Consider the following 25,162-nt stretch of genomic DNA (forward strand, 5'->3'; position numbering starts at 1 on the left):
CGAGCAGGACGGTGCACCATGGCCGAGAAGCCGTACGACCACGTGGTCGACACCAAACCGGACGAGGAGGGCTACGAGCGGGGACTCGGCAGCCGCCAGATCCAGATGATCGCGATCGGCGGAGCGATCGGCACCGGGCTCTTCCTCGGCGCCGGCACCGCGATCTCCAAGTCCGGCCCGAGCCTGATCCTCTCCTACGCCGTCGCCGGCGTGGTGATCTTCGTGATCATGCGCGCCCTCGGTGAACTCCTCACCTACCGCCCGGTCTCCGGCAGCTTCGCCGAGTACGCGCGGGAGTTCCTCGGCCCCTTCGCCGGCTACGTGACCGGCTGGACGTACTGGCTGTTCTGGGTCGTCACGGGCATGGCGGAGACCACCGCCGCCGCCGTGTACGTGAAGTTCTGGGCGCCCGGCATACCCCAGTGGGCCAGCGCGCTGACCTTCCTGGTCGTCCTCTACGCGGCCAACCTGATCTCGGTGAAGCTGTTCGGCGAGATCGAGTTCTGGTTCTCCATGGTCAAGGTCACCGCCATCATCGGCATGATCCTGATCGGCATCGGGGTGCTCACCCTCGGCTTCAGCAAGGCCGGTGACACCGCGTCGATCACCCACCTGTGGCAGGACGGCGGCTTCTTCCCCAAGGGCATCGGCGCCACCGTGATGACCCTTCAGATCGTCATGTTCGCCTACCTGGGCGTCGAACTCGTCGGCGTCACCGCGGGCGAGAGCGAGAACCCCGAGAAGACCCTGCCGCGCGCCATCAACACCCTGCCCTGGCGCATCGCGCTGTTCTACATCGGCGCACTGGTCGTCATCCTCTCGCTCGTGCCGTGGACCGAGTTCCAGCCCGGCGTCAGCCCGTTCGTCGCCGCCTTCGGCAAGATCGGCATCCCGGCCGCGGCCGGCATCATCAACTTCGTGGTGCTCACCGCCGCGCTCTCCTCCTGCAACTCCGGGATGTACTCCACCGGCCGCATGCTGCGCGACCTCGCCCTGCGCGGCCAGGCCCCGGGACAGCTCACCAAGCTCAACTCCCGCCGCACCCCGGCCTTCGCGATCACCGTCTCCAGCCTTCTGATGGGCCTCGGCGTGGTGCTCAACTACCTCGTCCCGGCGCGGGCGTTCGAGTACATCACCTCGGTCGCCACGGTCTGCGGCCTGTGGACCTGGGCGATGATCCTGATCTCCCAGATCCGCTACCGCCGGGCCTGGCAGGCCGGCAGCCTGCCGGCGCCCAGCTTCAAGGCCCCCGGCGGCGCCTGGGTCAGCTGGACCGCGCTCGCCTTCCTCGCCCTGGTCGTGGTCCTGATCGGCCTGGACGAGGACAACCGGATCTCGCTCTACGTGTTCCCGGGCTGGGCCCTGGTGCTGGTGGTCGGCTACCGCTTCCTGCGGCGCCGCGACCCGCAGGCCGTCGACGGCCCCGCCCAGGAGGCCGGCCGCGACCACGCGCAGGTCGCCAACGGCGGCTGATCCCGCGCCTCGTACGGACACCGGGCCCACCCCGCGGACGCCCCCGCCGGGTGGGCCCGGTGTCCGTCGCCACCCCGCGGACGCCCGCCGACCGCGCCTCGGACGCCCCGGCGACCGGTCACCCGTTCGGGGCCGCCGGGGCGTGGCTATCCTGACCGCATGCTGACCATCACCCGAGAACTCCGCGACCGGATCGTGGCCCACGCCCGCGCCGACCACCCGGACGAGGCCTGCGGCGTGGTCGCCGGACCGGCCGGCAGCGGACGGCCCGAGCGGTTCATCCCGATGCTCAACGCCGCCCGCTCGCCCACCTTCTACGAGTTCGACTCGGGCGACCTGCTCAAGCTCTACCGCGAGATGGACGACCGCGACGAGGAGCCGGTGATCGTCTACCACTCGCACACCGCGACCGAGGCCTACCCCTCGCGCACCGACGTGAGTTACGCCTCCGAGCCGTTCGCCCACTACGTCCTGGTCTCCACCGCGGACGGCAACGGGGAGGGCGACCCCTACCAGTTCCGGTCGTTCCGCATCGTGGACGGCGAGATCACAGAGGAAGACGTCCAGGTCGTCGAGACGTACCAGGCCTGACCGGCACCAGCCCGGACGCGGGCCGCCGACCGCCGGCGAGCGGCCGGCGGCCCGCGCCGTCTCAGCACCGGGGACGGGAACATCCGGATCCCGAGACGGGCATGTCTAAGCGGGCCCGGGAATCTATACGATGAGCCCATGCGTTCCGTCGATGTGAGCAACCAGGCCCCGGGCACCCGCCTCGTGGCGCGCCTGCACATCGACCTGTGCCGGCACGCCGGCGCGATCTGTCCAGGCACGCCCGCGCGCTCGCGCTGAGAGCCGCCGCACCCCACCCGGGCCCGCCACCCCTGCGGCGGCGCCGAGCCCCGGGCACCCGTCCGCCCTGCCGCGCCCGCTGCGGCCCACCCACTCCACGACTCGCACAGGAGCGCACCCATGGCCATCGAGGTCCGCATCCCGACCATCCTCCGCACCTACACCGACGGCGCCAAGGCCGTCGAGGGCAACGGCAGCAACCTCGGGGAACTCTTCACCGACCTCGACGCCCGGCACCCGGGCATCGCCGCCCGCCTGGTCGAGGGCGGCGAGCTGCGCCGCTTCGTCAACGTCTACCTGAACGACGAGGACGTGCGGTTCCTGGAGGGCATCTCCACCGCCCTCGCCGACGGTGACAGCGTCACGATCCTGCCCGCCGTGGCCGGCGGCGCCCGCTGACCTCCCGGTTCCCCCGCCGCCGGCGGGGGAACCACCCTCGTGACCCTCACCGCCGTGTGACCCTCACCGCCGTGGCCGGAGGCCTCCCTTGCGTTACGACAGTCCGCTCGAAGCCGTCGGCAACACCCCGCTGGTCCGCCTGCCGCGGCTGTCCGCCGCCGTTCCCGGCAACACCGAGGGCCTGGTCAGCCTCTGGGCGAAGCTGGAGGACCGCAACCCGACCGGCTCGATCAAGGACCGCCCGGCGCTGCACATGATCGAGCGCGCCGAGGCCGACGGCCGGCTCACCCCGGGCTGCACCATCCTGGAGCCCACCAGCGGCAACACCGGCATCTCGCTCGCCATGGCCGCCAAGCTCAAGGGCTACCGGATGGTCTGCGTCATGCCCGAGAACACCAGCGAGGAACGGCGCGAGCTGCTCCGCATGTGGGGCGCCGAGATCATCCCCTCCCCGGCCGCCGGCGGCTCCAACACCGCCGTCCGGATCGCCAAGGAGATCGCCGCCGAGCACCCCGACTGGGTCATGCTCTACCAGTACGGCAACCCCGACAACGCGGGAGCCCACTACACCGGCACCGGCCCCGAGATCCTCGCCGACCTGCCGACCGTCACCCACTTCGTGGCCGGCCTCGGCACCACCGGCACCCTGATGGGCGTCGGCCGCTACCTGCGCGAGAAGGTCCCCGGCGTGAAGATCGTCGCCGCCGAACCGCGCTACGACGACCTGGTGTACGGGCTGCGCAACCTCGACGAGGGGTTCGTCCCCGAGCTGTACGACGCCGAGGTGCTCACCACCCGCTTCTCCGTCGGCTCCGCGGACGCCGTCCGCCGCACGCGTGAACTCCTGCAGCAGGAGGGCATCTTCGCGGGCGTCTCCACCGGCGCCATCCTGCACGCGGCGATCGGCGTCGGCCGCAAGGCGGCCGCCGCGGGGGAGCGCGCGGACATCGTCTTCGTGGTCGCCGACGGCGGCTGGAAGTACCTGTCCACCGGCATCTACACCGCCGAGTCCACCGAGGCGGCGGTCGAGGCGCTGCAGGGCCAGCTCTGGGCCTGAGGCCCGGCCCCGGCTCCGGCTCAGGCTAGTTCAGCACCTTCTGCGCCCGGGCCCACACCTGCCGGTCCACCGTGCCCGCCCGGCGGCGGAACGCCGACAGCGGCACCTCGCGCAGCTCGTCGGTCTCCAGCCAGCTGGCCCGGCCCTGGCGGTCGCCGACCGAACCGGGCGGCAGCGGCAGTACTCCCGGTCGCTCGGCGTGGTGCTTGCTGGTGATCTTCGCGATGGTGGCCGTCCGGCCGTGCACCCGCAGCACCAGGCACGGGCGGTCCTTGGAGCCGGGGCCGTCCTCGAACGGCACCTCCGCCCACCAGATCTCCTGCGGCTCCGGGCGGGCCGCCCGGGTGCTCGGGCGCGGTCGCGGGCCGGTCGGCCCCGCCGGGCGCGCGGCCGGGCGGGTGCGCCGCGCCAGCACCGCCGCGACGGCCGCCACCAGCGCGATGCCGGCCAGCGCCAGGACGACCCAGGTACCAGTCATGCCGTTCATGCGGCGAACCGTACCGGGCCGACGGCGGACGCCACCACCGTGCCGACCGTGACAGTTGAGTATTTGTCCCCGCGTTGCTCCCGGTTCGTCACGGAACCGCCACGGTGCCCGTTCTGCGCCGAACGCCCGCCCCGCTCCGGGGAGGCTGCGTCACGAACGCCCGCCCCGCCCCGGAGGTGCCTCGTGAGTGAGCGACGTCAACGAACCGAGCGAACGGTCGACGAGCGAACGGCCGACCGGAGAACGGTCGGGGGGCGCGCGTGAGCCGCGACGACGAACCGTGGTCCTACGCCGAGATCGCCCGGCACATCGGCGTCCGGCCCGACACCGTCCGCAGCTACCGGAGGCACGGACTGCTGCCCGACCCGGACGCGACCGACGGCAGCGGCCACCCGCGCTGGTACCCCGACACCATCCGCGCCTGGGCGCGCAACCGCCCCCGGCACCGCTGATCCCACCCGCGCCCCCGCCTCCCGCCGCCGTCCCCGGCGTTCTGGTGATTCCAGCCACAGCCCGGCACGGGGACGGGGGCAAAGTGCCGCTCCACCCTTACCCTCGACACACCAATGCAGTGCTACCGGCCGGTCCACCGGCCCGGCCTGCCGTTTTCCATGCCGTTTTCCAGCAGCAGCCAGGACGTGTCGGGGCGGAGGGGCTCGGATGAAACTGACCGTGGTGGGGTGCTCGGGGAGCTTCCCGTCCGCCGACTCGCCCTGCTCCAGCTACCTGGTCGAGGCCGAGGGCTACCGCGTCGTCCTCGACCTCGGCAACGGAGCCCTCGGCGCCCTGCAGAAGTACACCGGCCTCTACGACGTCGACGCCGTCCTGCTCAGCCACCTGCACGCCGACCACTGCATCGACCTGTGCGCGTACTGGGTGGCCCGCAACTACCGCGCCGAGGGCTGCCCCGACCCGCTCCCGGTGTACGGCCCGGCCGGCACCGCCGAGCGACTCGCCCGCGCCTACGACATGCCGGAGAACCCCGGCATGAAGGAGGTCTTCGAGTTCCGCACCCTCACGCCGGGCAGCTTCGACCTGGGCCCGTTCCGGGTGGACGTCGCCCAGGTCAACCACCCCGTCGACGCCTTCGCCTTCCGCCTCGGACACGGCGGCCGCTCGATCGTCTACAGCGGTGACACCGGCGAGAGCACCGAACTCGTCGAACTGGCCCGCGACACCGACCTCTTCCTCTGCGAGGCCGCCTACATCGACGGTCGGGACACCTACCGGGCCGTCCACCTCAACGGCCGCGAAGCCGGCGAGCACGCCACCGCCGCCGGCGCCCGCCGGCTCGTCCTCACCCACATCCCCCCGTGGACCGACGCCGAGCACAACCGCCGCGACGCGGCCGCCGCCTACGCCGGCCCGGTCGAGATCGCCCGCGCCGGCGCGGTGTACGAGGTCTGACCGGCCGGCGGGGGCTCGACGACGGGCCTCAGGGCCGCCGGGGGACAGGCAGCCCGAGGTGGTCCCGCAGGGTCGGGCCGGTGTAGTCGGCGCGGAACACCCCGCGTTCCTGGAGCAGCGGCACCACCCGGTCGACGAACTCGTCCAGGCCGCCCGGGGTGAGGTGCGGGACGAGGATGAAGCCGTCGGCGGCGTCGTTCTGCACGAAGTGGTCGATCTGCGCGGCGACGGTCGCGGGGGAGCCCACGAAGGACTGCCGGTCGGTCACCTCGATGACCAGTTCGCGGGTGGTCAGTCCCTTCTCCGCGGCGACGGCCCGCCACCGTTCGGCGACGGCCCTCGGCTCGCCGAACCGGACCCGGCCCTGGACGAGCGTGCTGTCCGGCTCGGGGCCGACGTCCGGCAGCGGTCCGTCCGGGTCGTGGTCGGAGAGGTCCACGCCCCAGACCTGCTCCAGGAAGGCGATCGCGGTCTGCGGGCCGACCTGCACCCGGCGGACCTCGGCGGCGCGTTCGTCGGCGTCGGCGTCGGTGTCGCCCAGGACGAAGGTGGCCCCGGGCATGATCTTCAGCTCGTCCGGCCCGCGCCCGTACGCGGCGAGCCGGCGCTTGACGTCCGCGTGGAAGGCCTGTCCGGCCGCGAGGGTGGAGTGCCTGGTGAAGACCACGTCGGCGGTGGCGGCGGCGAACTCCCGGCCCTCCTCGGAGTCCCCGGCCTGGATCACCACCGGGTGGCCCTGCGGCGGGCGCGGCAGCGAGAGCCGGCCCTCGACCTCGAACTGCGGGCCACGGTGCCGGACGCCCTCCTCCTCGGCGTCCCAGAACTCCTTTGCCAGCCGGACGAATTCGGCGGCCCGGGTGTAGCGGTCGGCGTGGTCCAGGTAGCCGCCGCGGCGGAAGTTCTCGCCGGTGAAGGCGTCCGAGGAGGTGACCACGTTCCAGGCCGCGCGGCCGCCGGAGAGGTGGTCCAACGAGGCGAAGCGGCGGGCCAGTTCGTACGGTTCGTTGAAGGTCGCGTTGACGGTGGCGGCGAGCCCGAGCCGCTCGGTGACGGCGGCCAGCGCGTTCAGCACGGTGATCGACTCGGGGCGGCCGACCACGTCCAGGTCGTGGATGCGGCCCTTGACTCGCGCAGTCGCAGGCCCTCGCCTCGGCCTCGGTCGCGGAGACGCCGACCAGCCAGCCGGCCCGGCCGCGGCTCACCCAGTCGAGGGTGTTGACCGAGATCGAGGTGTGGAAGGGCTCGGTGTGGGTGGTGGTGACGGTCGGCACCAGTCCGATCCGGCCGGTCAGCGGGGCGATCCGGGCGAGTGCGGCGAGCGCGTCGGGTCGGCCCGGCTCGGCGGCGAAGGAGTCGTCGAGGGTGACGAAGTCCAGGGCGGCCCGCTCGGCGAGGCCGGCGAGGGCGGCGTAGTGCCCGGCGTCGAAGCAGCCGGGGCTGTCGAGGGCAGCGGACAAGGCACGCCGAAGGCCCCGCCCCGCGGCTGGGGGAGCAGCGGCGGGGCGGGGCCTTCGGGCGGAGCGGTGCGGGCGTCAGGCCTTGGTGACGTCCTCGATCTCGTCGTCGTCCTCGCGACCGGGGGTCTTGAGGTCGAACTTGGTGATCGCGAAGCGGAAGAGGAAGTAGTACAGCGCGGCGAAGACCAGGCCGAGCGGGATGATCATCCACGGGTCGGTGGCCTTGTTCCAGGCCAGCAGGTAGTCGATCAGGCCGCCGGAGAAGGTGAAGCCGTCGTGCACGCCGAGCGCCCAGGTGACGGCCATCGAGACAGCGGTGAGCAGCGCGTGGATGACGTACAGGGCCGGGGCGATGAAGACGAAGGCGAACTCGATCGGCTCGGTGACACCGGTGACGAAGGAGGTCAGGGCCAGCGAGACCATCATGCCGGTGATGGCCTTGCGGCGGTGCGGCTTGGCGGAGTGGGCGATGGCCAGCGCGGCGGCGGGCAGCGCGAACATCATGATCGGGTAGAAGCCCGACATGAACTGTCCGGCGGTCGGGTCGCCGGCGAAGAAGCGGGTCAGGTCGCCGTGCACGACGGTGCCATCGGCCTTGGTGAAGTCACCGGTCTGGAACCAGGCGAAGGAGTTCACGAACTGGTGCATGCCGACCGGCAGCAGACCGCGGTTGACCAGGCCGAAGGCGCCCGCACCGAATGCGCCGGCGCCGATCAGGGAGTCGTTCAGGCTCTTGATGGCGTCGCCGATCGGGCCCCAGGTCAGGGCGAACAGCACACCGACGGCGGTGCCGACGAAGGCCATCAGGATCGGGACCAGGCGGCGGCCGTTGAAGAAGCCGAGCCAGTCGACCAGCCTGGTGCGGTGGTACTTCTGCCACAGCACGGCGGCCAGCAGGCCGATCACGATGCCGCCGAGCACCCCGGGGTTCTGGTAGGTCGGGGCGACCCACTTGCCGTCGGCGATGTGGCCCTCGGTGATCGGGAACGCGGTGAGCACGTTCTTGTACACCAGGAAGCCGACGAGCGCGGCGAGGGCGGTGGAGCCGTCCGCCTTCTTCGCGAAGCCGATCGCGATGCCCACCGCGAAGAGCAGCGGCAGGTTGTCGAAGACGCCGCTGCCGGCGGTGGCGAAGACCGAGGCGACCTTGTCCCAGCCGAGGCCGTCCTTGCCGAACACGTCGTCCTGGCCGAGTCGCAGCAGCAGGCCGGCGGCGGGGAGCACCGCGATGGGCAGCTGGAGGCTGCGGCCGATCTTCTGCAGACCCTGGAGGAGGTTCTGGCCGAACTTCTTGGCGGGGCTTGGCGTGGCCGGAGCCGCGGCGGGCGCCGGTGCCTGCGCAGACTGACTCATGGGGGTGGGTTCCTAACGGCATGGCGGTCGGTCGGGGGAAGGCACAGGGGCCGAACCGCGAACTGGTCTACACCACGGGTGGTGTAGACCAGTTTTGTAGCACGGGCGGACAAGGCAAGGAACCCCGGAAAGCGCCGCCGCCGGGAAGCGCTATGAAATCGAAACCTAGTCGCGGAACGACGATCATGATTAGCGGCAGGATTGCGATTTTGGCTATTTGCGCAACAAAAAGAGCCGCGCCCCTGCGGCGGCCCGGCCGAGGCGGACGCCCGGGGCGGTCCCGGGGCGATCCCGCCGCTCCGGGGCCCGCCCGGAGACTGCTGAGAGTGACCGCGACGTCGCGGACGTGCACGATGTGGCACCCCCGCGCGCGGTGGACCCCCGTACGAAGCGAGCCCGGCACGGCCGGACCGCGACCGAATTGCCTTTCCGGCGGCTATCCGGCCGGGAATTCGACCCTTTCCCGAAATGCCGAAGACCCCCGGGCCGTACGGTCCGAGGGCCTTCGCAGGAGATGTCCGGAGGGTGCGGGAATCAGGCCTTGGTGACGTCCTCGACTTGGTCCTCGTCCTCCCGGCCCGGGGTTTTCAGGTTGAATTTCACGATGATGAACCGGAAGAGGGCGTAGTAGACGGCGGCGAAGGCCAGGCCGATCGGGATGATCAGCCACGGCTTGGTGGCCAGGCCCCAGTTGAGCACGTAGTCGATCAGGCCGGCCGAGAAGCTGAACCCGTCGTGCACCCCCAGTCCCCAGGTCACCGCCATCGAGGCGCCGGTCAGCAGGGCGTGCACGGCGAACAGGGCCGGGGCGATGTAGGCGAAGGAGTACTCGATCGGCTCGGTGACGCCGGTGACGAAGGAGGTCAGGCCGACCGAGAGCATCAGCCCGTAGATCTCCTTGCGGCGGTGCGGCTTGGCGGAGTGCGCGATCGCGAGCGCGGCGGCGGGCAGTGCGAACATCATGATCGGGAAGAATCCGGACAGGAACTGGCCGGCCGTCGGGTCGCCCGCCAGGAAACGCGGGATGTCGCCGTGCACCATCATGCCGTCGGGCTTGGTGAACTCACCGAACTGGAACCAGACGAAGGTGTTCAGCAACTGGTGCATGCCGATCAGCAGCAGCGCGCGGTTCGCCACGCCGAAGATGCCGGCACCACCCGCACCGAGATCGGCCAGATCCTGCGAGAAGTCGTTCAGGCCGCGGCCGATCGGCGGCCAGACCCAGAGCGCGACGACGGCGAGCAGCATGCCGACCAGGGCGGTGATCATCGGGACCAGGCGGCGGCCGTTGAAGAAGCCCAGCCAGTCGACCAGCCTGGTGCGGTGGAACCGCACCCACAGCCAGGCCGACATCAGGCCGAGCAGGATGCCGCCGAGCACCCCCGGGTTCTGGTAGGTCGCGGCGGCCGCCTTCGCCGAGGTGTAGTCCACGCACTGGTCGCTGACCAGGACGGTCGGCGGTGCGCACTTCTCCGGGAAGGCCCGCAGGACCTGGTAGTAGACGAGGAACCCGACCACGGCCGCCAGGGCCGTCGAGCCGTCCGCCTTCTTGGCCATGCCGATCGCCACGCCGATGCAGAACAGCATCGGCAGGCCGAGCGAGGAGTCGAGCAGCGCGCCGCCGGCCGCGGCGAAGACCTTGGCGACCTTGTCCCAGCCCAGGCCGTCCTTGCCGAACACGTCCGGCTGGCCGAGCCGGTTGAGGATGCCCGCCGCGGGGAGCACGGCCACCGGCAGCTGCAGTGAGCGGCCCATCTTCTGGAGGCCGCCGTAGACGGTGTGCCACCACGTCGTCTGCGGGGCGGTGGCGCCTGCCGAACTCATCCTTCGCCCTCCGGGAAGCAGTTGCCGGCCGGTGGCCCCTGCGGGACCCTCGGGTGGGGCCCGGGAACACCCGGGGTCCGTTCTGCGTTCATCGGAGTACACATATATTGGTGTAGACCACTTTGGGACGCAGGCCGCACTCCGGGACGCCGGCCCCGCTGATCGTCATCCTCGGGCGACGGCCGGGGGCCTGCCCGCCGGAATGGGCCGAATGTGGACTAACGTGGCAAACCGGACCTGCACGGGTGATGCTGGTCGCGCTGCCCGGCAGCACGGCCACGACTGACCCCGCGTCAGCCGCCGGCACGGACCTCGCCGCACCCGGCCGAGGAACGACCCCCACAGCACAACGCACGACGGCACCCGGCAGAGCCGCCGGCGAGCCGAGACAGAGGGAGAGAGCAGATGGCCAGCAAGGCTGAGAAGATCGTCGCGGGTCTGGGCGGCATCGACAACATCGAAGAGGTCGAGGGCTGCATCACCCGACTCCGCACCGAGGTCAAGGACGCCTCCCTGGTCGACGAGGCCGCCCTCAAGGCCGCCGGCGCCCACGGCGTCGTCAAGATGGGCACCGCGATCCAGGTCGTCATCGGCACCGACGCCGACCCGATCGCCGCCGACATCGAGGACATGATGTGAGCTGAGCCACCCGCGCTCACCCGCCCCGGCCCGCCGCCCCGCCCAGGGGAACGGCGGGCCGCGGGCTACCGGGAGAACACCCCGCCAGACACACCCCGCGAGCCCCCCCCCGCGACCGGGCCGAGCCGCATCCGAACCACCACCCCGAGCCACTACGCTCAGTGCCTATGTCACGCATCGACGGCCGCACCCCCGAACAGCTCCGCCCGATCACCATCGAACGGGGCTGGAGCAAGCACGCCGAAGGCTCCGTCCTCATCTCCTACGGCGACACCAAGGTGCTGTGCACCGCCAGCGTCACCGAAGGCGTCCCCCGCTGGCGCAAGGGCAGCGGCGAAGGCTGGGTCACCGCCGAGTACTCCATGCTCCCCCGCGCCACCAACACCCGCGGCGACCGCGAAGCCGTCAAGGGCCGCATCGGCGGCCGCACCCACGAGATCAGCCGCCTCATCGGCCGCTCGCTGCGCGCCGTCGTCGACCACCGCGCCCTCGCCGAGAACACCATCGTCCTCGACTGCGACGTCCTCCAGGCCGACGGCGGCACCCGCACCGCCGCCATCACCGGCGCCTACGTCGCCCTCGTCGACGCCGTCGCCTGGGCCCGCGACAAGAAGCTCCTGCGTGCCAAGGGCCAGCCCATCACCGGCGGCGTCAGCGCCGTCAGCGTCGGCATCATCGACGGCGTCCCGATGCTCGACCTCCAGTACGAGGAGGACGTGCGCGCCGAGACCGACATGAACATCGTCTGCACCTCCGACGGTCGCTTCGTCGAGGTCCAGGGCACCGCCGAAGGCGCACCCTTCGACCGCGAGCTGCTCGACCGCCTCCTCGACCTCGGCAGCCTCGGCTGCGCGGAGCTCGACGAGATCCAGCGCAAGGCCCTCGGCGGCTGACACGCGCTGACACGCGCCGGGGCAGGCGGACCGGGCGGAGCGGGCACCGGCGGGCTGAGGGGCTGTCGGCCGACCGAACCGGCGCGGCCCCACAACCGCGACCCGGGACCGACACCCCGCCACACGGCCCACCGGACAGCCTGCTGTACAGGCCGGGCCCCGAGCCCGTACGGTTCCCGCAGCACCCCCGCTGCGGGAACCGCGCACCCCCCGGCGCGCGTCCCCACCACGGAACCCGCGCCCCACAGGAGGACCGGATGCCGTCCAGCATCGCCCGCCCCGCCGCCCTCGCCGTGGCCGGACTCATCGCGATCCTCCCGCTCTCCATGGTGAGCTGCTCCGCCGCACAGAAGGCGATCGACTGCGGCAGCACCGCCGTACGGATCACCGGTGACATCGCCGACGTCACCAAGGCCTACGACAACGCCAGCAACGACTCGGCCGCCGCCGGGAAGGCGCTGCAGAAGCTCAAGACCGACCTCGACCAGGTCGGCAAGAACTCCAAGAACACCGACGTCGCCAAGGCCGTGACGGACCTGCAGAAGCAGGTCGACAACGTGCAGCAGGCTGCCGACAAGAACCAGGTCCCCGACCTCAAGCCGCTCGGCGACGCCGCCGGCAACCTCACCAAGGCGTGCACCGGCTGACGGACCACCGCCGCTCGGTAGGGTGGGCGATATGTCCACCCGTCTGATCCTCGCCACCCGCAACCAGCACAAGGTCGCCGAGCTGCGCGCCATCCTCGGCGACGCCGGCCTCGACGTCGAACTCGTCGGCGCCGACGCCTACCCCGAGATCCCGGACGTCCCCGAAACCGGCGTCACCTTCGCCGAGAACGCCCTGCTCAAGGCCCACGCCCTGGCCCGCGCCACCGGCCTGCCCGCCGTCGCCGACGACTCCGGCCTCTGCGTCGACGTGCTGAACGGCGCACCCGGCATCTTCTCCGCCCGCTGGGCCGGCAAGCACGGCGACGACCGCGCCAACCTCGACCTGCTGCTCGCCCAGCTCTCCGACATCGCCGAGCCGAACCGCGGCGCCCACTTCTTCTGCGCCGCCGCCCTCGCCCTCCCCGACGGCACCGAGCGCGTCGTCGAGGGCCGCCTCCTCGGCACCCTCCGCACCACCCCGGCCGGCGACGGCGGCTTCGGCTACGACCCGATCCTCCAGCCCCTCGGCGAGACCCGCACCTGCGCGGAGCTCACCGCGGACGAGAAGAACGCCATCAGCCACCGCGGCCAGGCCTTCAGGGCCCTGGCACCGGTGGTGAAGGACCTCGTCGGCTGACGGCAGATGTGAAAACGACAAGGGCCCGTCCCCGAGATCACTCTCGGGGACGGGCCGTCGAATCTTAGGTGAAAGGCTAGTGCGGCCTGAGGGACTCGAACCCTCACGGGGTTTCCCCCACCGGATCCTAAGTCCGGCGCGACTGCCAGCTCCGCCAAGGCCGCGTGGCCTCTAGTCTAGGGCCTCGCTTCCGGTGGGAACACCGCGATTTCAGGCGGTGCCGAGCGCTTGTTCTTGTTTCGTCCGCAATACGTGTCGGTGACGGCGTGACAGTTCGGGCAGAGCAGGCGGAGATTGTCCGGCCGGTGAGCCTGCCCGGTGAAGTGAGAGGTGTCGATTCCGAGCGCCTTGATCCGGCGGCCGATGTGGGCCTGGGTGCCGCCTGCCTGGCGTTTGTGGAGGTGGCGCACAACTCCCGCCACGCTGTGGCACGCGGCGACGGCCTCCTGGAGCAACTCCTTCGTGTAGACGGTCCCTGGCGCAGGGAAGTGCGTGGTATCGATGCCGTACGCCTTGATCCGCTGCCGCAGGTACTTTCGGTTGTACTCGTTCGGCTTCCGATCGAGGGCGATCAGCATCTCGTCGAGCGTGGTCGCGGCGGCTGCGGCCTCGGCCAGCAGTTCCTTCGAGTACGGACGCTGCCTGTAAGCGCGACAGCCTTCGGTGAAGTGCGAGGTGTCGATGCCGCAGTCGCGGAACCGCCTGCTCAGGTAGCTGTGCGTGCCGCCCGCCATCGGCACGCCGAGTCTGCGCATCATCTCGTTGACGCTGCTGGACTCCGCGGCGAGCGAGGCGAGCAGTTCGCGGGTGTACTTGACCGACATGGGAGTCCCCTTCGAGCTGGTGGACCCCTTCTTCCCGTGTGTGTGAACGAGCGGCGGGCGGTTCGGTTACGGGTGGGGCGGGTTTCGGCCATCGGCTGACCGGTTGTCGGGCGCTCCGACCTGTGATGTTTGACTGCTGATTACCAATTGGTACAGACCTATTGACCTATGTGGTTCAGACCACATAGCTTCTGCGCCAATTGCAATCCCCCACGTGCGTGCTCCCCCACAGGCACGCGCCGACACTCTCTCCTGGAGGACCGAGTGTTGATCCGAAGCACGGCGGAGCGGCGTCCCACCGCCGCCACCCGCCGTCACAAGAGTCCGGTGCGCCGGGCGGGCGTGGCCTCGTTGGCCGCGGCGTCCCTGGTCGGGCTGCTGATGGCGACGCTGGGTGCGGCGCCCTCGCAGGCGTCGGCGGCCGTCGACAACGCGGCCTGTCGTCCGGACGGGCTGTACCGGACCCCCGGGGTGGACGTCCCGTACTGCTCCGTCTACGACACCGGCGGGCGCGAGAAGATGGGTGCGGACCACCAGCGCCGCATCATCGGGTACTTCACCGGTTGGCGCACCGGCAAGAACGGCGACCAGCCGTACCTGGTGAGCGACGTCCCCTGGGACAAGGTCACCCACCTCAACTACGCCTTCGGGCACGTCGGCGGCGACAACAGGCTGTCGGTCGGCGCGGACGGCCCGACGAACGAGGCCACCGGGATCTCCTTCCCGGGCGTGCCCGGTGCCGAGCTGGACCCGACGCTGCCGTACAAGGGCCACTTCAACCTGCTGACGAAGTTCAAGAAGCAGTACCCGAACGTCAAGACCCTGATCTCGGTGGGCGGTTGGACCGAGACGGGCGGCTACTTCGGGGACGACGGCAAGCGGGTGGACTCCGGCGGCTTCTACTCGATGACCGTCAACCCGGACGGCAGCGTCAACCAGGCGGGCATCGACACCTTCGCCGCGTCGTCCGTCGACTTCATCCGCAAGTACGGCTTCAACGGCGTCGACGTCGACTACGAGTACCCGACCTCGATGAAGGACGCCGGCAACCCGCTGGACTGGCAGCTCGCCAACTCCAAGCGCGGTTCGCTCGCCAAGGGCTACGCGGCGCTGATGAAGACGCTGCGGGAGAGCCTGGACAAGGCCGGTGCCGCCGACGGGAAGCACTACCTGCTGTCGGTCGCGGCGCCGTCGTCCGGCTACCTGCTGCGCGGCATGGAGACCTTCCAGGTGGCGCAGTACCTGGACTACGTCAACATCATGTCGTACGACCTGCACGGCGCCTGGAACAAGTACGTCGGGCCGAACGCCTCGCTGTTCGACGACGGCAAGGACGGCGAGCTGGCGGCGGCCAACGTCTACGGCACCGGGCAGTACGGCGGGATCGGCTACCTGAACGCCGACTGGTCGTACCACTACTTCCGCGGGGCGATGCCCGGCGGGCGGATCAACGTCGGCCTGCCGTACTACACCCGCGGTTTCAAGAACGTCCAGGGCGGCACCAACGGCCTCTGGGGCACGGCGTCCGCGACCACCTGCCCGGTCGGCTCCGGTCTGACCACGTGCGGTGACGGCGCGGTCGGCATCGACAACATCTGGAACGACAAGGACGACGCGGGCAAGGAGTCCCCGGCCGGGTCGAACCCGATGTGGCACGCCAAGAACCTGGAGAAGGGCATCCTGCCCGACTACCTCGCCAAGTACGGCGTGACGGACACCGCGCTGCAGGGCACCTACGCCCGCAACTACAGCTCCTCGCTGGTGGCGCCGTGGCTGTGGAACGACACCAAGAAGGTGTTCCTCTCCACCGAGGACGAGCAGTCGGTGGGCGCCAAGGCGGACTACATCGTCAACCAGGGCGCGGGCGGCGCGATGATCTGGGAGCTCGCGGGCGACTACCGGTGGGACGCCACCGCGAACGGCGGCAAGGGCGAGTACGTGCCCGGTTCGACGCTGACCTCGCTGATGTACGACAAGTTCAAGTCGGCGGCCCCGTACGGTGCGACCCGTTCGACGGTCGCGCTGCCGCAGCAGACCCTGCCGGTCGACGTGTCGTTCACCAACTTCGCGCTGGGCGACTCGAACTACCCGATCAACCCGAAGCTGCACATCGTCAACAACTCGACGCTGACCCTGCCGGGCGGCACCGAGTTCCAGTTCGACTACGCCAACTCGGCCCCGGGCAACGCCAAGGACCAGTCCGGCTTCGGGCTGCAGGTGATCAGGCAGGACAACCCGGGCCCGGGCAACGTGGGCGGGCTGAAGGGCACCTACAACCGGGTGTCGGTCAAGCTGCCGGGCTGGCAGTCGCTCGCGCCGGGCGCGTCGGTGGACATGGACGTCGTCTACTACCTGCCGGTGTCCACGCCGTCGAACTGGACGGTCAACGTGGGCGGCACGCTGTACGGGATCAAGGGTGACCTGACCCGCGGTGCGACGGACGGCGGCACGACCCCGCCGACGACGCCTCCCACGACCCCGCCGACGACGCCTCCCACGACCCCGCCGACGACGCCTCCCACGACCCCGCCGACCACCCCGCCCACCACCCCGCCGACGACGCCGCCGGCCGGTTGCGCGGGTGCGCCGGGCTGGGACGCGGGCACCACCTACGCGACGCCCACCAAGGTGTCCTGGAAGGGCCACTACTACCAGAACAAGTGGTGGACCAAGGGCGACGACCCCGCGGCGAGCGGTGCGTGGGGAGTCTGGAGCGACCTCGGGACCTGCTGAGCCGACAGCGGTCCGCCGAGGTGAGGGACGGCGGTGGCGGTGCACCCGGTCGGGGGGTGTGCCGCCACCGCTGCGTTCCGGGCCTGCCGGGCGTTCCCGGCCGGCCCGGTTCAGGCCTCGATCTTGAGGTCGCGCAGCAGCTTGGCGACGTGGCCGGTGGCCTTGACGTTGTAGAGCGCGCGCTCGACCTTGCCCTGCTCGTCGACGATGACCGTGGAGCGGATCACGCCCTGGTAGGTGCGGCCGTAGTTCTGCTTCTCGCCGTAGGCGCCGTACGCCTCCAGGACCTTGTTGTCCGGGTCGGAGAGCAGGGTGACCTTGAGGTTCTCGGTCTCGCGGAACTTGCCGAGCTTCTCCGGCTGGTCCGGCGAGATGCCGATGACGTCGTAGCCGGCGCCCGCGAAGACCTCCAGGTTGTCGGTGAAGTCGCAGGCCTGCTTGGTGCATCCCGGCGTGAGCGCCTTGGGGTAGAAGTAGACGACGACCTTGCGGCCCGCGTGGTCGGCGAGGGAGACCTGGTTGCCGTCGGCGTCGGACAGGCTGAAGGCGGGCGCGGTGTCGCCGGGCTGGAGACGCTCAGTCATGGGTGGACTCTCCTGGTGCGTGCTGCTGGGGCGGGCGGTCGTACCACGGCAAACTTACCCCCGATGGTGGGTGGGGCCGCGCGACCGTGCGCGGCAGCTGACACACTGGGTCAGTCGCACAGAGCGCAACCGATCGCACGGATCGACATCGGCAAGTGAATGGGGTGGCCCGAGTGGGCGAGGCGAGCACGCAGGACAAGTCGGCGCGGACGACCGCCCAGATCGAGGCGGACATCGCGAGCGCCCGCGACCGGCTGGCGACGACCCTGGACGAGCTGGCCGTGCGCGTTCACCCGAGCACGATCTCCGCGCAGGTCAAGGCCAAGGCGGCGGCCGCCGTCGAGGAGCGGGCCGGCCGGGCGTACGTGGCCGCCAGCGGCATGGTGGACAAGGTCAAGGCGCAGTTCGTGGACGAGAAGGGGCAGCCGCGCCGGGAGCGGATCGTTCCGGCGGCGCTGGTCGGGGTGGGCCTGGTGCTGCTGGTCGCCTCGTCGCGCAAGCGCCGCAAGGGCTGACGCGGACCGCGGAACGCGGGTGGAGGCCGGGCGCGGTGCGCGCCCGGCCTTCCGTGTGCCGGGCCGGCGTCACGCTCCGCGCCCGGGGGCGGTACCTTCGGGATCGTGAGCACGAACGACGAGACCCACTCCGACCACCGGCACGAGGCCGCCCGGCACGACCGGCTGGGCGAGAAGCTGCCGATCCGGATGCTGCACGACCGCGTGCTGGTGCGCATCGAGGGAGCCGAGGGCGAGCGCCGCTCGACCGGCGGCATCCTGATCCCGGCGACGGCGGAGCTGTCCAAGCGCTGCACCTGGGCCGAGGCGGTCGCGGTGGGCCAGAGCGTGCGCGCGGTGGAGCCGGGTGACCGGGTGCTGTACGACCCGGAGGACAAGCTGGAGGTCGAGGTCCGCGGCGCCACCTACGTGCTGCTGCGCGAGCGCGACCTGCACGCGGTCGCGGCCGCGCGGTTCGGTGACGCCGAGGGTTCGACCGGGCTGTACCTGTGATCGGGCGGTACCTGTGATCGGTCTCCACCTGTGATCGGTCGGCGGCTGCGGGACCGGTTCCGGCCGGCCCGCTGGGCGCCCGCCGTCCCGGTGCGAGGGGCTTCGGCCGACCGGCCGTGACTCACCGGGTCTGTCCGGCGTGGGCGGCAGGGGCGGACGGCGCCGTTGCTCGCGGGGTTCGCGGGGCCGGCGGCGGAGGCGGCGGCCGGGAGCGCCGGACCGGTTGTGTCGGTGGTAGGCGTTAGGGTCCCGGCATGACGACGCGTGTGCCGGTGATGGGTGACGGGGAGCGTCGGGCCCGGTTGGGCCGGCGGCAGTTGTTGGCGCCCTCGGTGCGGGTGGCGCGGGTGGAGGACGTGGCCGACGCGGTGGTCGGGTTGCACGCGACGGACGCGGCCACGGTGTACCTGTCGGCGTGCGCGCGGTTGGTCGAGCCTTCGGCGGCGGAGGTGGACCGGGCGCTGTACGAGGACGTCTCGCTGGTGAAGCTGCTGTCGATGCGGCGGACGATCTTCGCGGTGACGGAGGGCTTCGCCCCGTACGTGAGTTCGGCGGCGGCGCGGGCGATCGCGGCGAAGGAGCGGGCGACGCTGCTGAAGCACCTGCGGGACCACGCGGAGGGCTGGGACGAGGCGCGGCTGGCGGTGACGGAGCGCGAGGTGCTGGCCGCGCTCGCGGCGCGGGGTGAGGCGACGACGAAGGAACTCGGCGAGGACGTGCCGCAGTTGCGCGAGACGATGCTGATGTCGGCGGGCAAGGCGTACGAGGCGAAGCAGAGCGTGGGCAGCCGGCTGCTGCGGTTGCTGGCCTCGGACGGGCACGTGCGCCGCTGCCGCCCGCGCGGTTCCTGGTTGAGCAGCAGCTATCCGTGGGCGCTGGTGCCGCAGTGGCCGGACGTGGCGGTGCGGGAGGCGAAGGCGGAGGTGGTGCGCCGCTGGCTGGCGGCGTACGGTCCGGCGACGGTCGAGGACGTGAAGTGGTGGACGGGCTGGACGTTGGGGGACGTCCGCAAGGCGCTGGCGGACGTCGGTGCGCGGGACGTGGAGCTGGCGGGCGGTGCGGCCGGGCTGGTGCTGCCGGGCGATGACGCCCCGGTGACGGAGCCGGAGCCGTGGGCGGCGCTGTTGCCCGCGCTGGACCCGGCGGTGATGGGTTGGCGGGGGCGGGACTGGTACCTGCGGCCGGAGGACGTGCCGTCGCTGTTCGACCGGGCGGGGAACGCCGGGCCGACGGTGTGGTGGTGCGGCGAGGTGGTGGGCGGCTGGGCGCAGCGGGCGGACGGTGAGCTGGTGTGGCGGTTGTTCCGGGATGTCGGGGTTGAGGCGGAGCGGGCGGTCGCGGCGGAGGCGGAGCGGTTGGCGGGCTGGTTGGGGGAGGTGCGGGTGACGCCGCGGTTCCGGACGCCGGTGGAGCGGGAGTTGGTGGCGGGGCGGTAGTCCGCCGGGTTCACGGGGTGGGTGTCGCCGCGGGGTGGGTGGCGGGTCCGCCGGTGGCGGTGGGTGGGTCGGTGGGCTTGGGCGGTGGGGTCTGGGTGGGCCTGGTGGTGGGGCTGGGTTGTTCGTGGGTGGTGGTGGGCTGGGGGGCCGGTGGGCTGGGCGCGGTCGGGCCGGGTGCGGGGTTGCCGGTGGCGGCGGGGGGTGCGCTGGGGGCGTGGGTGGGGACGGTGGTGATGAGTCCGGGGATGGTGGCGCTGGGTGCTGCGGGGCCGGGGTGCGGGGTGGCGCCGGTGTTCGGGGGTGTGCTGCCGGTGGTGGTGGGCCAGGTGTCGGTGCCGGGGGTGTCGTGTCCGCTTTGTAGGTCGAACTGTTGGGTGGGGGTGCCGTCGAGGGCGGCGGTCATGTAGGCGGTCCAGATCTTGGTGGGGATGGTGCCGCCGTTGATCCGGGTGAGTCCGGCGGTGCCGGCGAGTGGTTCCTTGGCGTGGGTTTTCGGGTTCTCGCGGAACAGGCCGACGGTGGTGGTGAGTTCGGGGGTGTAGCCGGCGAACCAGGCGGAGAGGTTGGAGTCGGTGGTGCCGGTCTTGCCGGCGGCGGGGCGGCCGAGGTCGAGGGCGGCGGCGCCGGTGCCGCGGGGGCTGACGACGTCGCGCAGGACGTCGGTGACGGAGTCGGCGACGGTGCGTTCGACGGCGTCGGTGGGGTTGTGTTCGGGCATCTTGGGGACGTCGATGGCGCCGCCGGGGGCGACGCGTTCGAGTTTGAGGACGGACCACGGGGTGTGTGCTTGGCCGTGGTTGGCGAGGGTGGCGTAGGCGCCGGCCAGGTCGAGGGCGCTGGGGGTGGCGGTGCCGAGGGTCATCGAGGTGTTGGCCGGGTCCATGCCGCGGACGCTGTCGGGGATGCCGAGTCTGACGGCGGTGTCCCGGACGCGGGCGAGTCCGGCGTCGACGCCTTCCTGCGCGTACACGGAGTTGACGGACTTCACCATGGCGTAGCGCAGGGTGATGTTGCCGTAGTCGGTGTCGTCCTCGTTGGGCGGTGCGTAGGGGGTGGGGCCGCCGGTGACGGGGCGTTCGCTGGTGCCGTCGTAGTGGGACTCGGTGGTGATGGGGCGTCCGTCGAGGGTGTGTTGGGCGAGGAGGCCGGCGGCGAGGTCGATCGGTTTGAAGGTGGAGCCGATCTGGTTGTCCTGGCGGAGGGCGTCGTTGTAGGGCTGTTTGGCGTAGTCGGGGCCGCCGTAGACGGCGACGACGCGGCCGGTGGCGGGTTCGACGGAGGCGCCGGAGACGCGGACGTCGGTGTCGGTGGTGGGGCGGGATCTGGGGTCGAGGTCGCCGGCGAGTTCGTCCTGGACGGCTTTGGTGAAGGCGTCCTGTCGGGGTTTGTCGAAGGTGGTGGTGATGCGCCAGCCGCCGGCCTTGAGGGTGGCGGCGTCGATGGTGCCGGAGGAGATCAGGTAGTCGTCGGCGACGCCGACCAGGTAGCCGGCCTGGCCGGAGAGTCCGGTGGTGGGTTGGGGGTCGATCGGGTCGGGGAAGGTGGCGGCGGTGCGGTCGGCGGTGGTGAGGAAGCCGAGTTGGACCATGCCGTCGAGGGTGTAGTTCCAGCGGGCGACGGCTTTTTCGCGGTTGGCGGGGGTGGCGGTCTTGACGTCGTAGAGGCTGGGGGCCTGGAGGAGGGAGGCGAGGTAGGCGCTCTGGGTGAGGGTGAGGCCGGAGACGTCGACGCCGTAGTAGGCGTGGGCGGCGCTCTGGATGCCGTAGGCGCCGCGGCCGTAGTAGCTGCTGTTGAGGTATCCGGCGAGGATGTCCTTCTTGTCGCGCTGTTGGTCGACCTTGAGGGCGATGAGGAGTTCGCGGCCCTTGCGTTCGATGGTCTGGTTCTGGGTCAGGTAGTAGTTCTTGACGTACTGCTGGGTGATGGTGGAGCCGCCTTGCGTGCCCTTGCCGGTCAGGGTGTTCCAGCCGGCCCGGATCATGCCTTTCAGGTCGATGCCGCGGTTCTGGTAGAAGGTCCGGTCCTCGGCGGAGACGGCGGCCTGCTGGGTGTGCAGCGGGATCTGGTCGATGGTGACGTCGGTGCGGTTGACGGCGCCGGTGCGGGCGATCTCGGTGGTGCCGTCGGCGTAGAGGTAGATGTTGTTCTGGGCGACGGCGTGGGCGTTGGGGTCGGGTACGGGGACGATGACGTAGAGCACGGCGAAGCTGCCGACGGCGAGCAGGAACAGTGCGGTGAGCGTGCCGAGGGTGATGCGCCAGGTGGGCAGGAGCCGGCGCCAGAGCGGGAGGGCGCGGCGGGCCTCGCGGCGGGCGGCCCGTTTGGCCTGGCGTCGGGTGCTCAAGGTCATGCCGTGATTATGTGCTATTTGACGTCGGATCAGCGGTGTGTGGGCGGCTGACGTGCGCTGTTGTGTGCTTCGGCTGCTGCTTCTGGCGCCGGGGTGCGGGGCTGTTGCGTGGGCTGTTGCGGGTGCCGTTGTGAGTGCCGTTGCGAGTGGCGGAAAACCGGGTGCGGGCGTGGGTGCCCGGAGGTACGGTGAAAGATGCGAACTTCATAGCGCGCCCACTTCGTCAGCTCCGCTTGTCCGGCCCGGTACCCCCGGGTTCGGCCGGTCGGAGCCGCTGGGGTGTGTGCGGACGTGTGCGGGCACTCCTGTGCCCGTATTTGTCGACAAGGAGACAATATGCTGAACGCTGCCCCCGCCGAGGCGCGGCCCCCCGATCCCGGGGCGGCCCTCGCCGCCTCCCTCGGGCTGTACGCGGCCGTCGCCCGCGGCGCCTTCCGCCGCTACTCCACCTACCGGGCCGCCACCCTGGCCGGCACCTTCACCAACACCGTCTTCGGCATCATCCTCGCCTCCTCCTTCCTCGCCCTCTGGCAGGCCCGCCCCCACCTCGGCGGCTACGACCAGAGCCAGGCCGTCACCTACATCTGGGTCAGCCAGGGTCTGCTGGTCACCGTCGCCGTGTGGGGCGGCGGCTTCCAGGACGACCTCCAGGACCGCTTCCGCAGCGGGGACATCGCCGTCGACCTCTACCGCCCCGTCGACTTCCAGGGCTGGTGGCTGGCCGGCGACCTCGGCCGGGCCGCCTTCCAGCTGCTGGTCCGCGGCACCGTGCCGCTGCTCGTGGGCGCCCTGGTGTTCCGCACCCGGATGCCCGAACACCCGCTGACCTGGGTGTTCTTCCTGCTCTCGGTGCTGCTCGCGGTGGTGGTCAGCTTCGGGCTGCGCTTCCTGGTCTCGATCACCGGTTTCTGGCTGCACGACTCCGAGGGCGTGCGCGCGGTGATGCTGGTGGTCTCGATGTTCTTCTCCGGGATGCTGCTGCCCATCGCGCTGTTCCCCGGCCTGCTCGGCGACCTCGGCGCGGCGCTGCCCTGGGCGGCGCTGATCAAGGTGCCGACGGACGTCTTCCTGGAACGCGCGAGCGGCGGCGGGCTGCTCGGCGCGTTCGGCTTCCAGCTCGCCTGGGCGGCCGCGCTGCTCGCCGCCGGGCGGGGCGCACAGTGGCTCGCGACCCGCCGGGTGGTGGTGCAGGGTGGCTGAGCACCTCGTGGCCGGGCCCCGCCCGGACGGACACCGCGCGGCCGGGCCGCCGCCCGTACGGGAGCGCCTCGTCCCCCGCACCGCCTGGGCGGTCCGTTCCTGGTGGCTCTGCGCGCGGATGTGGATGCGCTCGATGATGGCCTACCGGGCCTCGTTCGCACTGAACCTGCTGGCGAGCCTGGTCACCCACTCCCTCGACTTCGTCGTGCTGGTGATCATGTTCCGGCACACCGACCGGCTCGGCGGCTGGACCCTGCCGGAGATCGCCTTCCTCTACGCCACCGCGACCTTCTCCCTCGGCGTCGCCAACCTGCTGGTCGGCTCGGCCGACGGCCTCGGCGTACGGATCGTCAACGGCACGCTGGACACCATGCTGATCCGCCCCGCGCCCGCGCTCTCCCAGCTGTGCGCCGAACGCTTCTCGCTGCGCCGGCTCGGCCGGCCGCTGCAGGCCGCGGCGGTGCTCGTCTGGTCGCTGGCCGCCCTGGACGTGCACTGGACCTGGGACCGGGTGCTGCTGGTGCCCGTCCTGCTGGTCTGCGGCAGCGTCATCTTCGGCGCGATCTACATCGGCGGCGCCACCGTCCAGTTCTGGTGGGGCGAGTCCAAGGAGATCCAGAACTCCTTCACCTACGGCGGGGCGACACTGCTCCACTACCCGCCGACCATCTTCGCCAAGGAACTGGTCGCCGGAGTGGTCTTCGGCGTCCCGCTGGCCTTCGTCAACTGGCTGCCGGCCCTGCGCATCCTCGGCCGACCCGATCCGCTCGGCCTGCCCACCGCCTTCCAGTACGCCTCCCCGGTCGCCGCCGCGCTCTGCGTCGCCGCCGCTGGGCTCGCCTGGCGCGCCGGGCTGCGCGCCTACCGCGGCACCGGCAGCTGAAACCCCCGTCGCCTTCGAGGAGCTCCCATGGCACTGATCGAACTCCAGGACGTCCGGCGCAGCTTCACCGTACGGGCCCGCGCCGGCCGGTTCAGCCGCACCAAGCGCGAGGTGCGCGCGGTGGACGGGCTCAGCTTCACCGTCGACGCCGGCGAGTGCGTCGGCTACATCGGGCCCAACGGGGCCGGCAAGTCCACCACCATCAAGATGCTCACCGGCATCCTCGTCCCCAGCTCGGGGCGGCTGCGCGTGGCCGGGGTCGACCCGGCCCGCGAACGCGTCGCGCTGGCCCGTCGGATCGGCGTCGTCTTCGGGCAGCGCACCACCCTCTGGTGGGACCTCCCGCTGCGCGACTCCTTCGAACTCGCCCGCCGGATCTACCGCATCCCCGACACGCGGTACCGCGAGAACCTCGACCGCTGCGTCGAACTGCTCGACCTGGCGGGCCTGCTGGACACCCCCGTGCGCCAGCTCTCGCTCGGCCAGCGGATGCGCGGCGACCTCGCGGCCGCGCTGCTGCACGACCCGCAGGTGCTCTACCTGGACGAGCCGACCATCGGCCTGGACGTGGTCAGCAAGGGCAAGGTGCGCGAGTTCCTGCGCGAGGTCAACCGCGACCGGGGCACCACCGTGCTGCTCACCACCCACGACCTGACCGACATCGAGCAGCTCTGCGGCCGGGTCATGGTGATCGACCACGGCCGGGTGGTGTACGACGGCGGGCTGGAGGGCCTGCACACCACCGGGCGCAGCGAGCGGACGCTGGTGGTGGACCTCGCCGAGTCCCGGGCCCCGATCGAGGTGGCCGGGGCGCGGGTGGTCAAGGTCGAGGGGCCCCGCCAGTGGCTGGCCTTCCCGGCGCAGCAGAGCGCCGCGCCGATCGTGGCGGCGGTCGCGGAGCGGTACCCGCTGGTGGACCTGTCGGTGCGTGAGCCGGCCATCGAGGACGTGATCGCCCGGATGTACGCCGAGGTGGCGATCGGCTGAGCGGCGCGCCGCCCGCGCCTCCCGGCCGCCGTGCCG

At 71.4% G+C, this 25,162-nt stretch carries 24 protein-coding genes, 1 tRNA gene and 1 pseudogene; 18 read left to right on the plus strand and 8 right to left on the minus strand.

Annotated elements, in window-relative coordinates; translation table 11 throughout:
* Positions 1 to 18 precede the first annotated feature (18 nt).
* The 5 genes from ACIGG8_RS23990 (at position 19) to ACIGG8_RS24010 (ending at position 3,778) form a co-directional block, all read left to right on the plus strand.
* On the plus strand, positions 19 to 1,473 hold the full coding sequence (locus ACIGG8_RS23990) for an amino acid permease (RefSeq protein WP_396550577.1): 1,455 nt from the start codon (positions 19 to 21) through the stop codon (positions 1,471 to 1,473).
* Positions 1,474 to 1,632: 159 nt separating this feature from the next.
* Positions 1,633 to 2,064 (plus strand): Mov34/MPN/PAD-1 family protein, encoded by a 432-nt coding sequence (locus ACIGG8_RS23995; protein WP_396550578.1) that lies wholly within the window; start codon positions 1,633 to 1,635, stop codon positions 2,062 to 2,064.
* A gap of 138 nt (positions 2,065 to 2,202) precedes the next feature.
* Positions 2,203 to 2,322, plus strand: coding sequence for a putative leader peptide (locus ACIGG8_RS24000; RefSeq protein ID WP_317621128.1), 120 nt, complete (start codon positions 2,203 to 2,205; stop codon positions 2,320 to 2,322).
* A gap of 120 nt (positions 2,323 to 2,442) precedes the next feature.
* Positions 2,443 to 2,721, plus strand: coding sequence for a MoaD/ThiS family protein (locus tag ACIGG8_RS24005; protein ID WP_030242903.1), 279 nt, complete (start codon positions 2,443 to 2,445; stop codon positions 2,719 to 2,721).
* Between the two features lie 88 nt (positions 2,722 to 2,809).
* Complete coding sequence (locus tag ACIGG8_RS24010) at positions 2,810 to 3,778, plus strand: PLP-dependent cysteine synthase family protein (RefSeq protein WP_189919141.1); 969 nt, start codon at positions 2,810 to 2,812, stop codon at positions 3,776 to 3,778.
* Positions 3,779 to 3,803: 25 nt separating this feature from the next.
* Here the strand turns inward: ACIGG8_RS24010 and ACIGG8_RS24015 are convergent, their stop codons facing one another.
* Positions 3,804 to 4,265: a type II toxin-antitoxin system PemK/MazF family toxin gene (locus ACIGG8_RS24015; RefSeq protein ID WP_396550580.1), complete on the minus strand. Its 462-nt coding sequence runs from the start codon at positions 4,263 to 4,265 to the stop codon at positions 3,804 to 3,806.
* Between the two features lie 260 nt (positions 4,266 to 4,525).
* Between ACIGG8_RS24015 and ACIGG8_RS24020 the strand changes: the two genes are divergently transcribed.
* Both ACIGG8_RS24020 and ACIGG8_RS24025 read left to right on the plus strand, forming a co-directional pair.
* Positions 4,526 to 4,717, plus strand: a complete 192-nt coding sequence (locus tag ACIGG8_RS24020) for a MerR family transcriptional regulator (RefSeq protein WP_350521811.1) — start codon at positions 4,526 to 4,528, stop codon at positions 4,715 to 4,717.
* Positions 4,718 to 4,925: 208 nt separating this feature from the next.
* Positions 4,926 to 5,672: an MBL fold metallo-hydrolase gene (locus ACIGG8_RS24025; protein WP_396550581.1), complete on the plus strand. Its 747-nt coding sequence runs from the start codon at positions 4,926 to 4,928 to the stop codon at positions 5,670 to 5,672.
* 28 nt (positions 5,673 to 5,700) lie between these two features.
* On the opposite strand, the pseudogene ACIGG8_RS24030 reads toward ACIGG8_RS24025, so the two are convergent.
* The 3 genes and pseudogenes from ACIGG8_RS24030 to ACIGG8_RS24040 all read right to left on the minus strand — a co-directional run.
* Positions 5,701 to 6,818 (minus strand): annotated as a pseudogene (locus ACIGG8_RS24030) (LLM class flavin-dependent oxidoreductase); the annotation flags it as partial.
* A 386-nt stretch (positions 6,819 to 7,204) separates the two neighbouring features.
* Positions 7,205 to 8,482 (minus strand): PTS transporter subunit EIIC, encoded by a 1,278-nt coding sequence (locus tag ACIGG8_RS24035; RefSeq protein ID WP_350521813.1) that lies wholly within the window; start codon positions 8,480 to 8,482, stop codon positions 7,205 to 7,207.
* Positions 8,483 to 9,016: 534 nt separating this feature from the next.
* The gene (locus tag ACIGG8_RS24040) at positions 9,017 to 10,306 is read right to left on the minus strand and encodes a PTS transporter subunit EIIC (RefSeq protein WP_396550582.1); all 1,290 of its coding nucleotides are present in this window, start codon (positions 10,304 to 10,306) and stop codon (positions 9,017 to 9,019) included.
* Positions 10,307 to 10,711: 405 nt separating this feature from the next.
* Here ACIGG8_RS24040 and ACIGG8_RS24045 point away from each other — a divergent pair, with 405 nt between their 5' ends.
* From ACIGG8_RS24045 to rdgB, 4 genes are all read left to right on the plus strand, one after another.
* On the plus strand, positions 10,712 to 10,945 hold the full coding sequence (locus ACIGG8_RS24045; RefSeq protein ID WP_030060521.1) for a glucose PTS transporter subunit EIIB: 234 nt from the start codon (positions 10,712 to 10,714) through the stop codon (positions 10,943 to 10,945).
* A gap of 167 nt (positions 10,946 to 11,112) precedes the next feature.
* Positions 11,113 to 11,838, plus strand: a complete 726-nt coding sequence (gene rph / locus ACIGG8_RS24050; RefSeq protein WP_350521815.1) for a ribonuclease PH — start codon at positions 11,113 to 11,115, stop codon at positions 11,836 to 11,838.
* A 257-nt stretch (positions 11,839 to 12,095) separates the two neighbouring features.
* Positions 12,096 to 12,485 carry a hypothetical protein gene (locus tag ACIGG8_RS24055; RefSeq protein WP_350521816.1) on the plus strand — a complete coding sequence of 130 codons (390 nt, stop codon included), beginning with the start codon at positions 12,096 to 12,098 and terminating at the stop codon, positions 12,483 to 12,485.
* Between the two features lie 31 nt (positions 12,486 to 12,516).
* Positions 12,517 to 13,122, plus strand: a complete 606-nt coding sequence (gene rdgB / locus ACIGG8_RS24060; RefSeq protein ID WP_350521817.1) for an RdgB/HAM1 family non-canonical purine NTP pyrophosphatase — start codon at positions 12,517 to 12,519, stop codon at positions 13,120 to 13,122.
* Between the two features lie 80 nt (positions 13,123 to 13,202).
* Here the strand turns inward: rdgB and ACIGG8_RS24065 are convergent.
* Positions 13,203 to 13,286: transfer RNA gene (locus ACIGG8_RS24065), tRNA-Leu, on the minus strand.
* Between the two features lie 12 nt (positions 13,287 to 13,298).
* Positions 13,299 to 13,946 (minus strand): hypothetical protein, encoded by a 648-nt coding sequence (locus ACIGG8_RS24070; protein WP_396550584.1) that lies wholly within the window; start codon positions 13,944 to 13,946, stop codon positions 13,299 to 13,301.
* A gap of 264 nt (positions 13,947 to 14,210) precedes the next feature.
* Between ACIGG8_RS24070 and ACIGG8_RS24075 the strand changes: the two genes are divergently transcribed.
* Positions 14,211 to 16,679 carry a chitinase C-terminal domain-containing protein gene (locus ACIGG8_RS24075; RefSeq protein WP_396550586.1) on the plus strand — a complete coding sequence of 823 codons (2,469 nt, stop codon included), beginning with the start codon at positions 14,211 to 14,213 and terminating at the stop codon, positions 16,677 to 16,679.
* A 110-nt stretch (positions 16,680 to 16,789) separates the two neighbouring features.
* Here the strand turns inward: ACIGG8_RS24075 and bcp are convergent, their stop codons facing one another.
* Complete coding sequence (bcp, locus tag ACIGG8_RS24080; protein WP_350521819.1) at positions 16,790 to 17,263, minus strand: thioredoxin-dependent thiol peroxidase; 474 nt, start codon at positions 17,261 to 17,263, stop codon at positions 16,790 to 16,792.
* A gap of 173 nt (positions 17,264 to 17,436) precedes the next feature.
* Between bcp and ACIGG8_RS24085 the strand changes: the two genes are divergently transcribed.
* From ACIGG8_RS24085 to ACIGG8_RS24095, 3 genes are all read left to right on the plus strand, one after another.
* Entirely contained in the window at positions 17,437 to 17,778 is a 342-nt protein-coding gene (locus tag ACIGG8_RS24085) for a DUF3618 domain-containing protein (RefSeq protein ID WP_350521820.1), read from the plus strand.
* 189 nt (positions 17,779 to 17,967) lie between these two features.
* A complete protein-coding gene (locus tag ACIGG8_RS24090) occupies positions 17,968 to 18,270 on the plus strand; it encodes a GroES family chaperonin (protein WP_396550623.1) in 303 nt (100 codons plus the stop codon).
* Between the two features lie 254 nt (positions 18,271 to 18,524).
* Positions 18,525 to 19,706, plus strand: coding sequence for a winged helix DNA-binding domain-containing protein (locus ACIGG8_RS24095; protein ID WP_396550588.1), 1,182 nt, complete (start codon positions 18,525 to 18,527; stop codon positions 19,704 to 19,706).
* Positions 19,707 to 19,716: 10 nt separating this feature from the next.
* On the opposite strand, the gene ACIGG8_RS24100 is transcribed toward ACIGG8_RS24095, so the two are convergent.
* The gene (locus ACIGG8_RS24100; RefSeq protein ID WP_396550589.1) at positions 19,717 to 22,056 is read right to left on the minus strand and encodes a transglycosylase domain-containing protein; all 2,340 of its coding nucleotides are present in this window, start codon (positions 22,054 to 22,056) and stop codon (positions 19,717 to 19,719) included.
* Positions 22,057 to 22,392: 336 nt separating this feature from the next.
* On the opposite strand from ACIGG8_RS24100, the gene ACIGG8_RS24105 reads away from it, so the two are divergent.
* The 3 genes from ACIGG8_RS24105 to ACIGG8_RS24115 are packed head-to-tail and all read left to right on the plus strand — an operon-like array spanning position 22,393 to position 25,126.
* A complete protein-coding gene (locus ACIGG8_RS24105) occupies positions 22,393 to 23,256 on the plus strand; it encodes an ABC transporter permease (RefSeq protein WP_396550591.1) in 864 nt (287 codons plus the stop codon).
* On the plus strand, positions 23,249 to 24,139 hold the full coding sequence (locus ACIGG8_RS24110) for an ABC transporter permease (RefSeq protein ID WP_396550592.1): 891 nt from the start codon (positions 23,249 to 23,251) through the stop codon (positions 24,137 to 24,139). Before ACIGG8_RS24105 ends, ACIGG8_RS24110 begins: the two co-directional genes overlap by 8 nt.
* Before the next feature lie 27 nt (positions 24,140 to 24,166).
* Positions 24,167 to 25,126, plus strand: a complete 960-nt coding sequence (locus ACIGG8_RS24115; protein WP_396550593.1) for an ATP-binding cassette domain-containing protein — start codon at positions 24,167 to 24,169, stop codon at positions 25,124 to 25,126.
* Positions 25,127 to 25,162 lie beyond the last annotated feature (36 nt).

It is taken from the genome of Kitasatospora sp. NPDC085464 (assembly GCF_044541955.1).
Lineage (GTDB): Bacteria > Actinomycetota > Actinomycetes > Streptomycetales > Streptomycetaceae > Kitasatospora.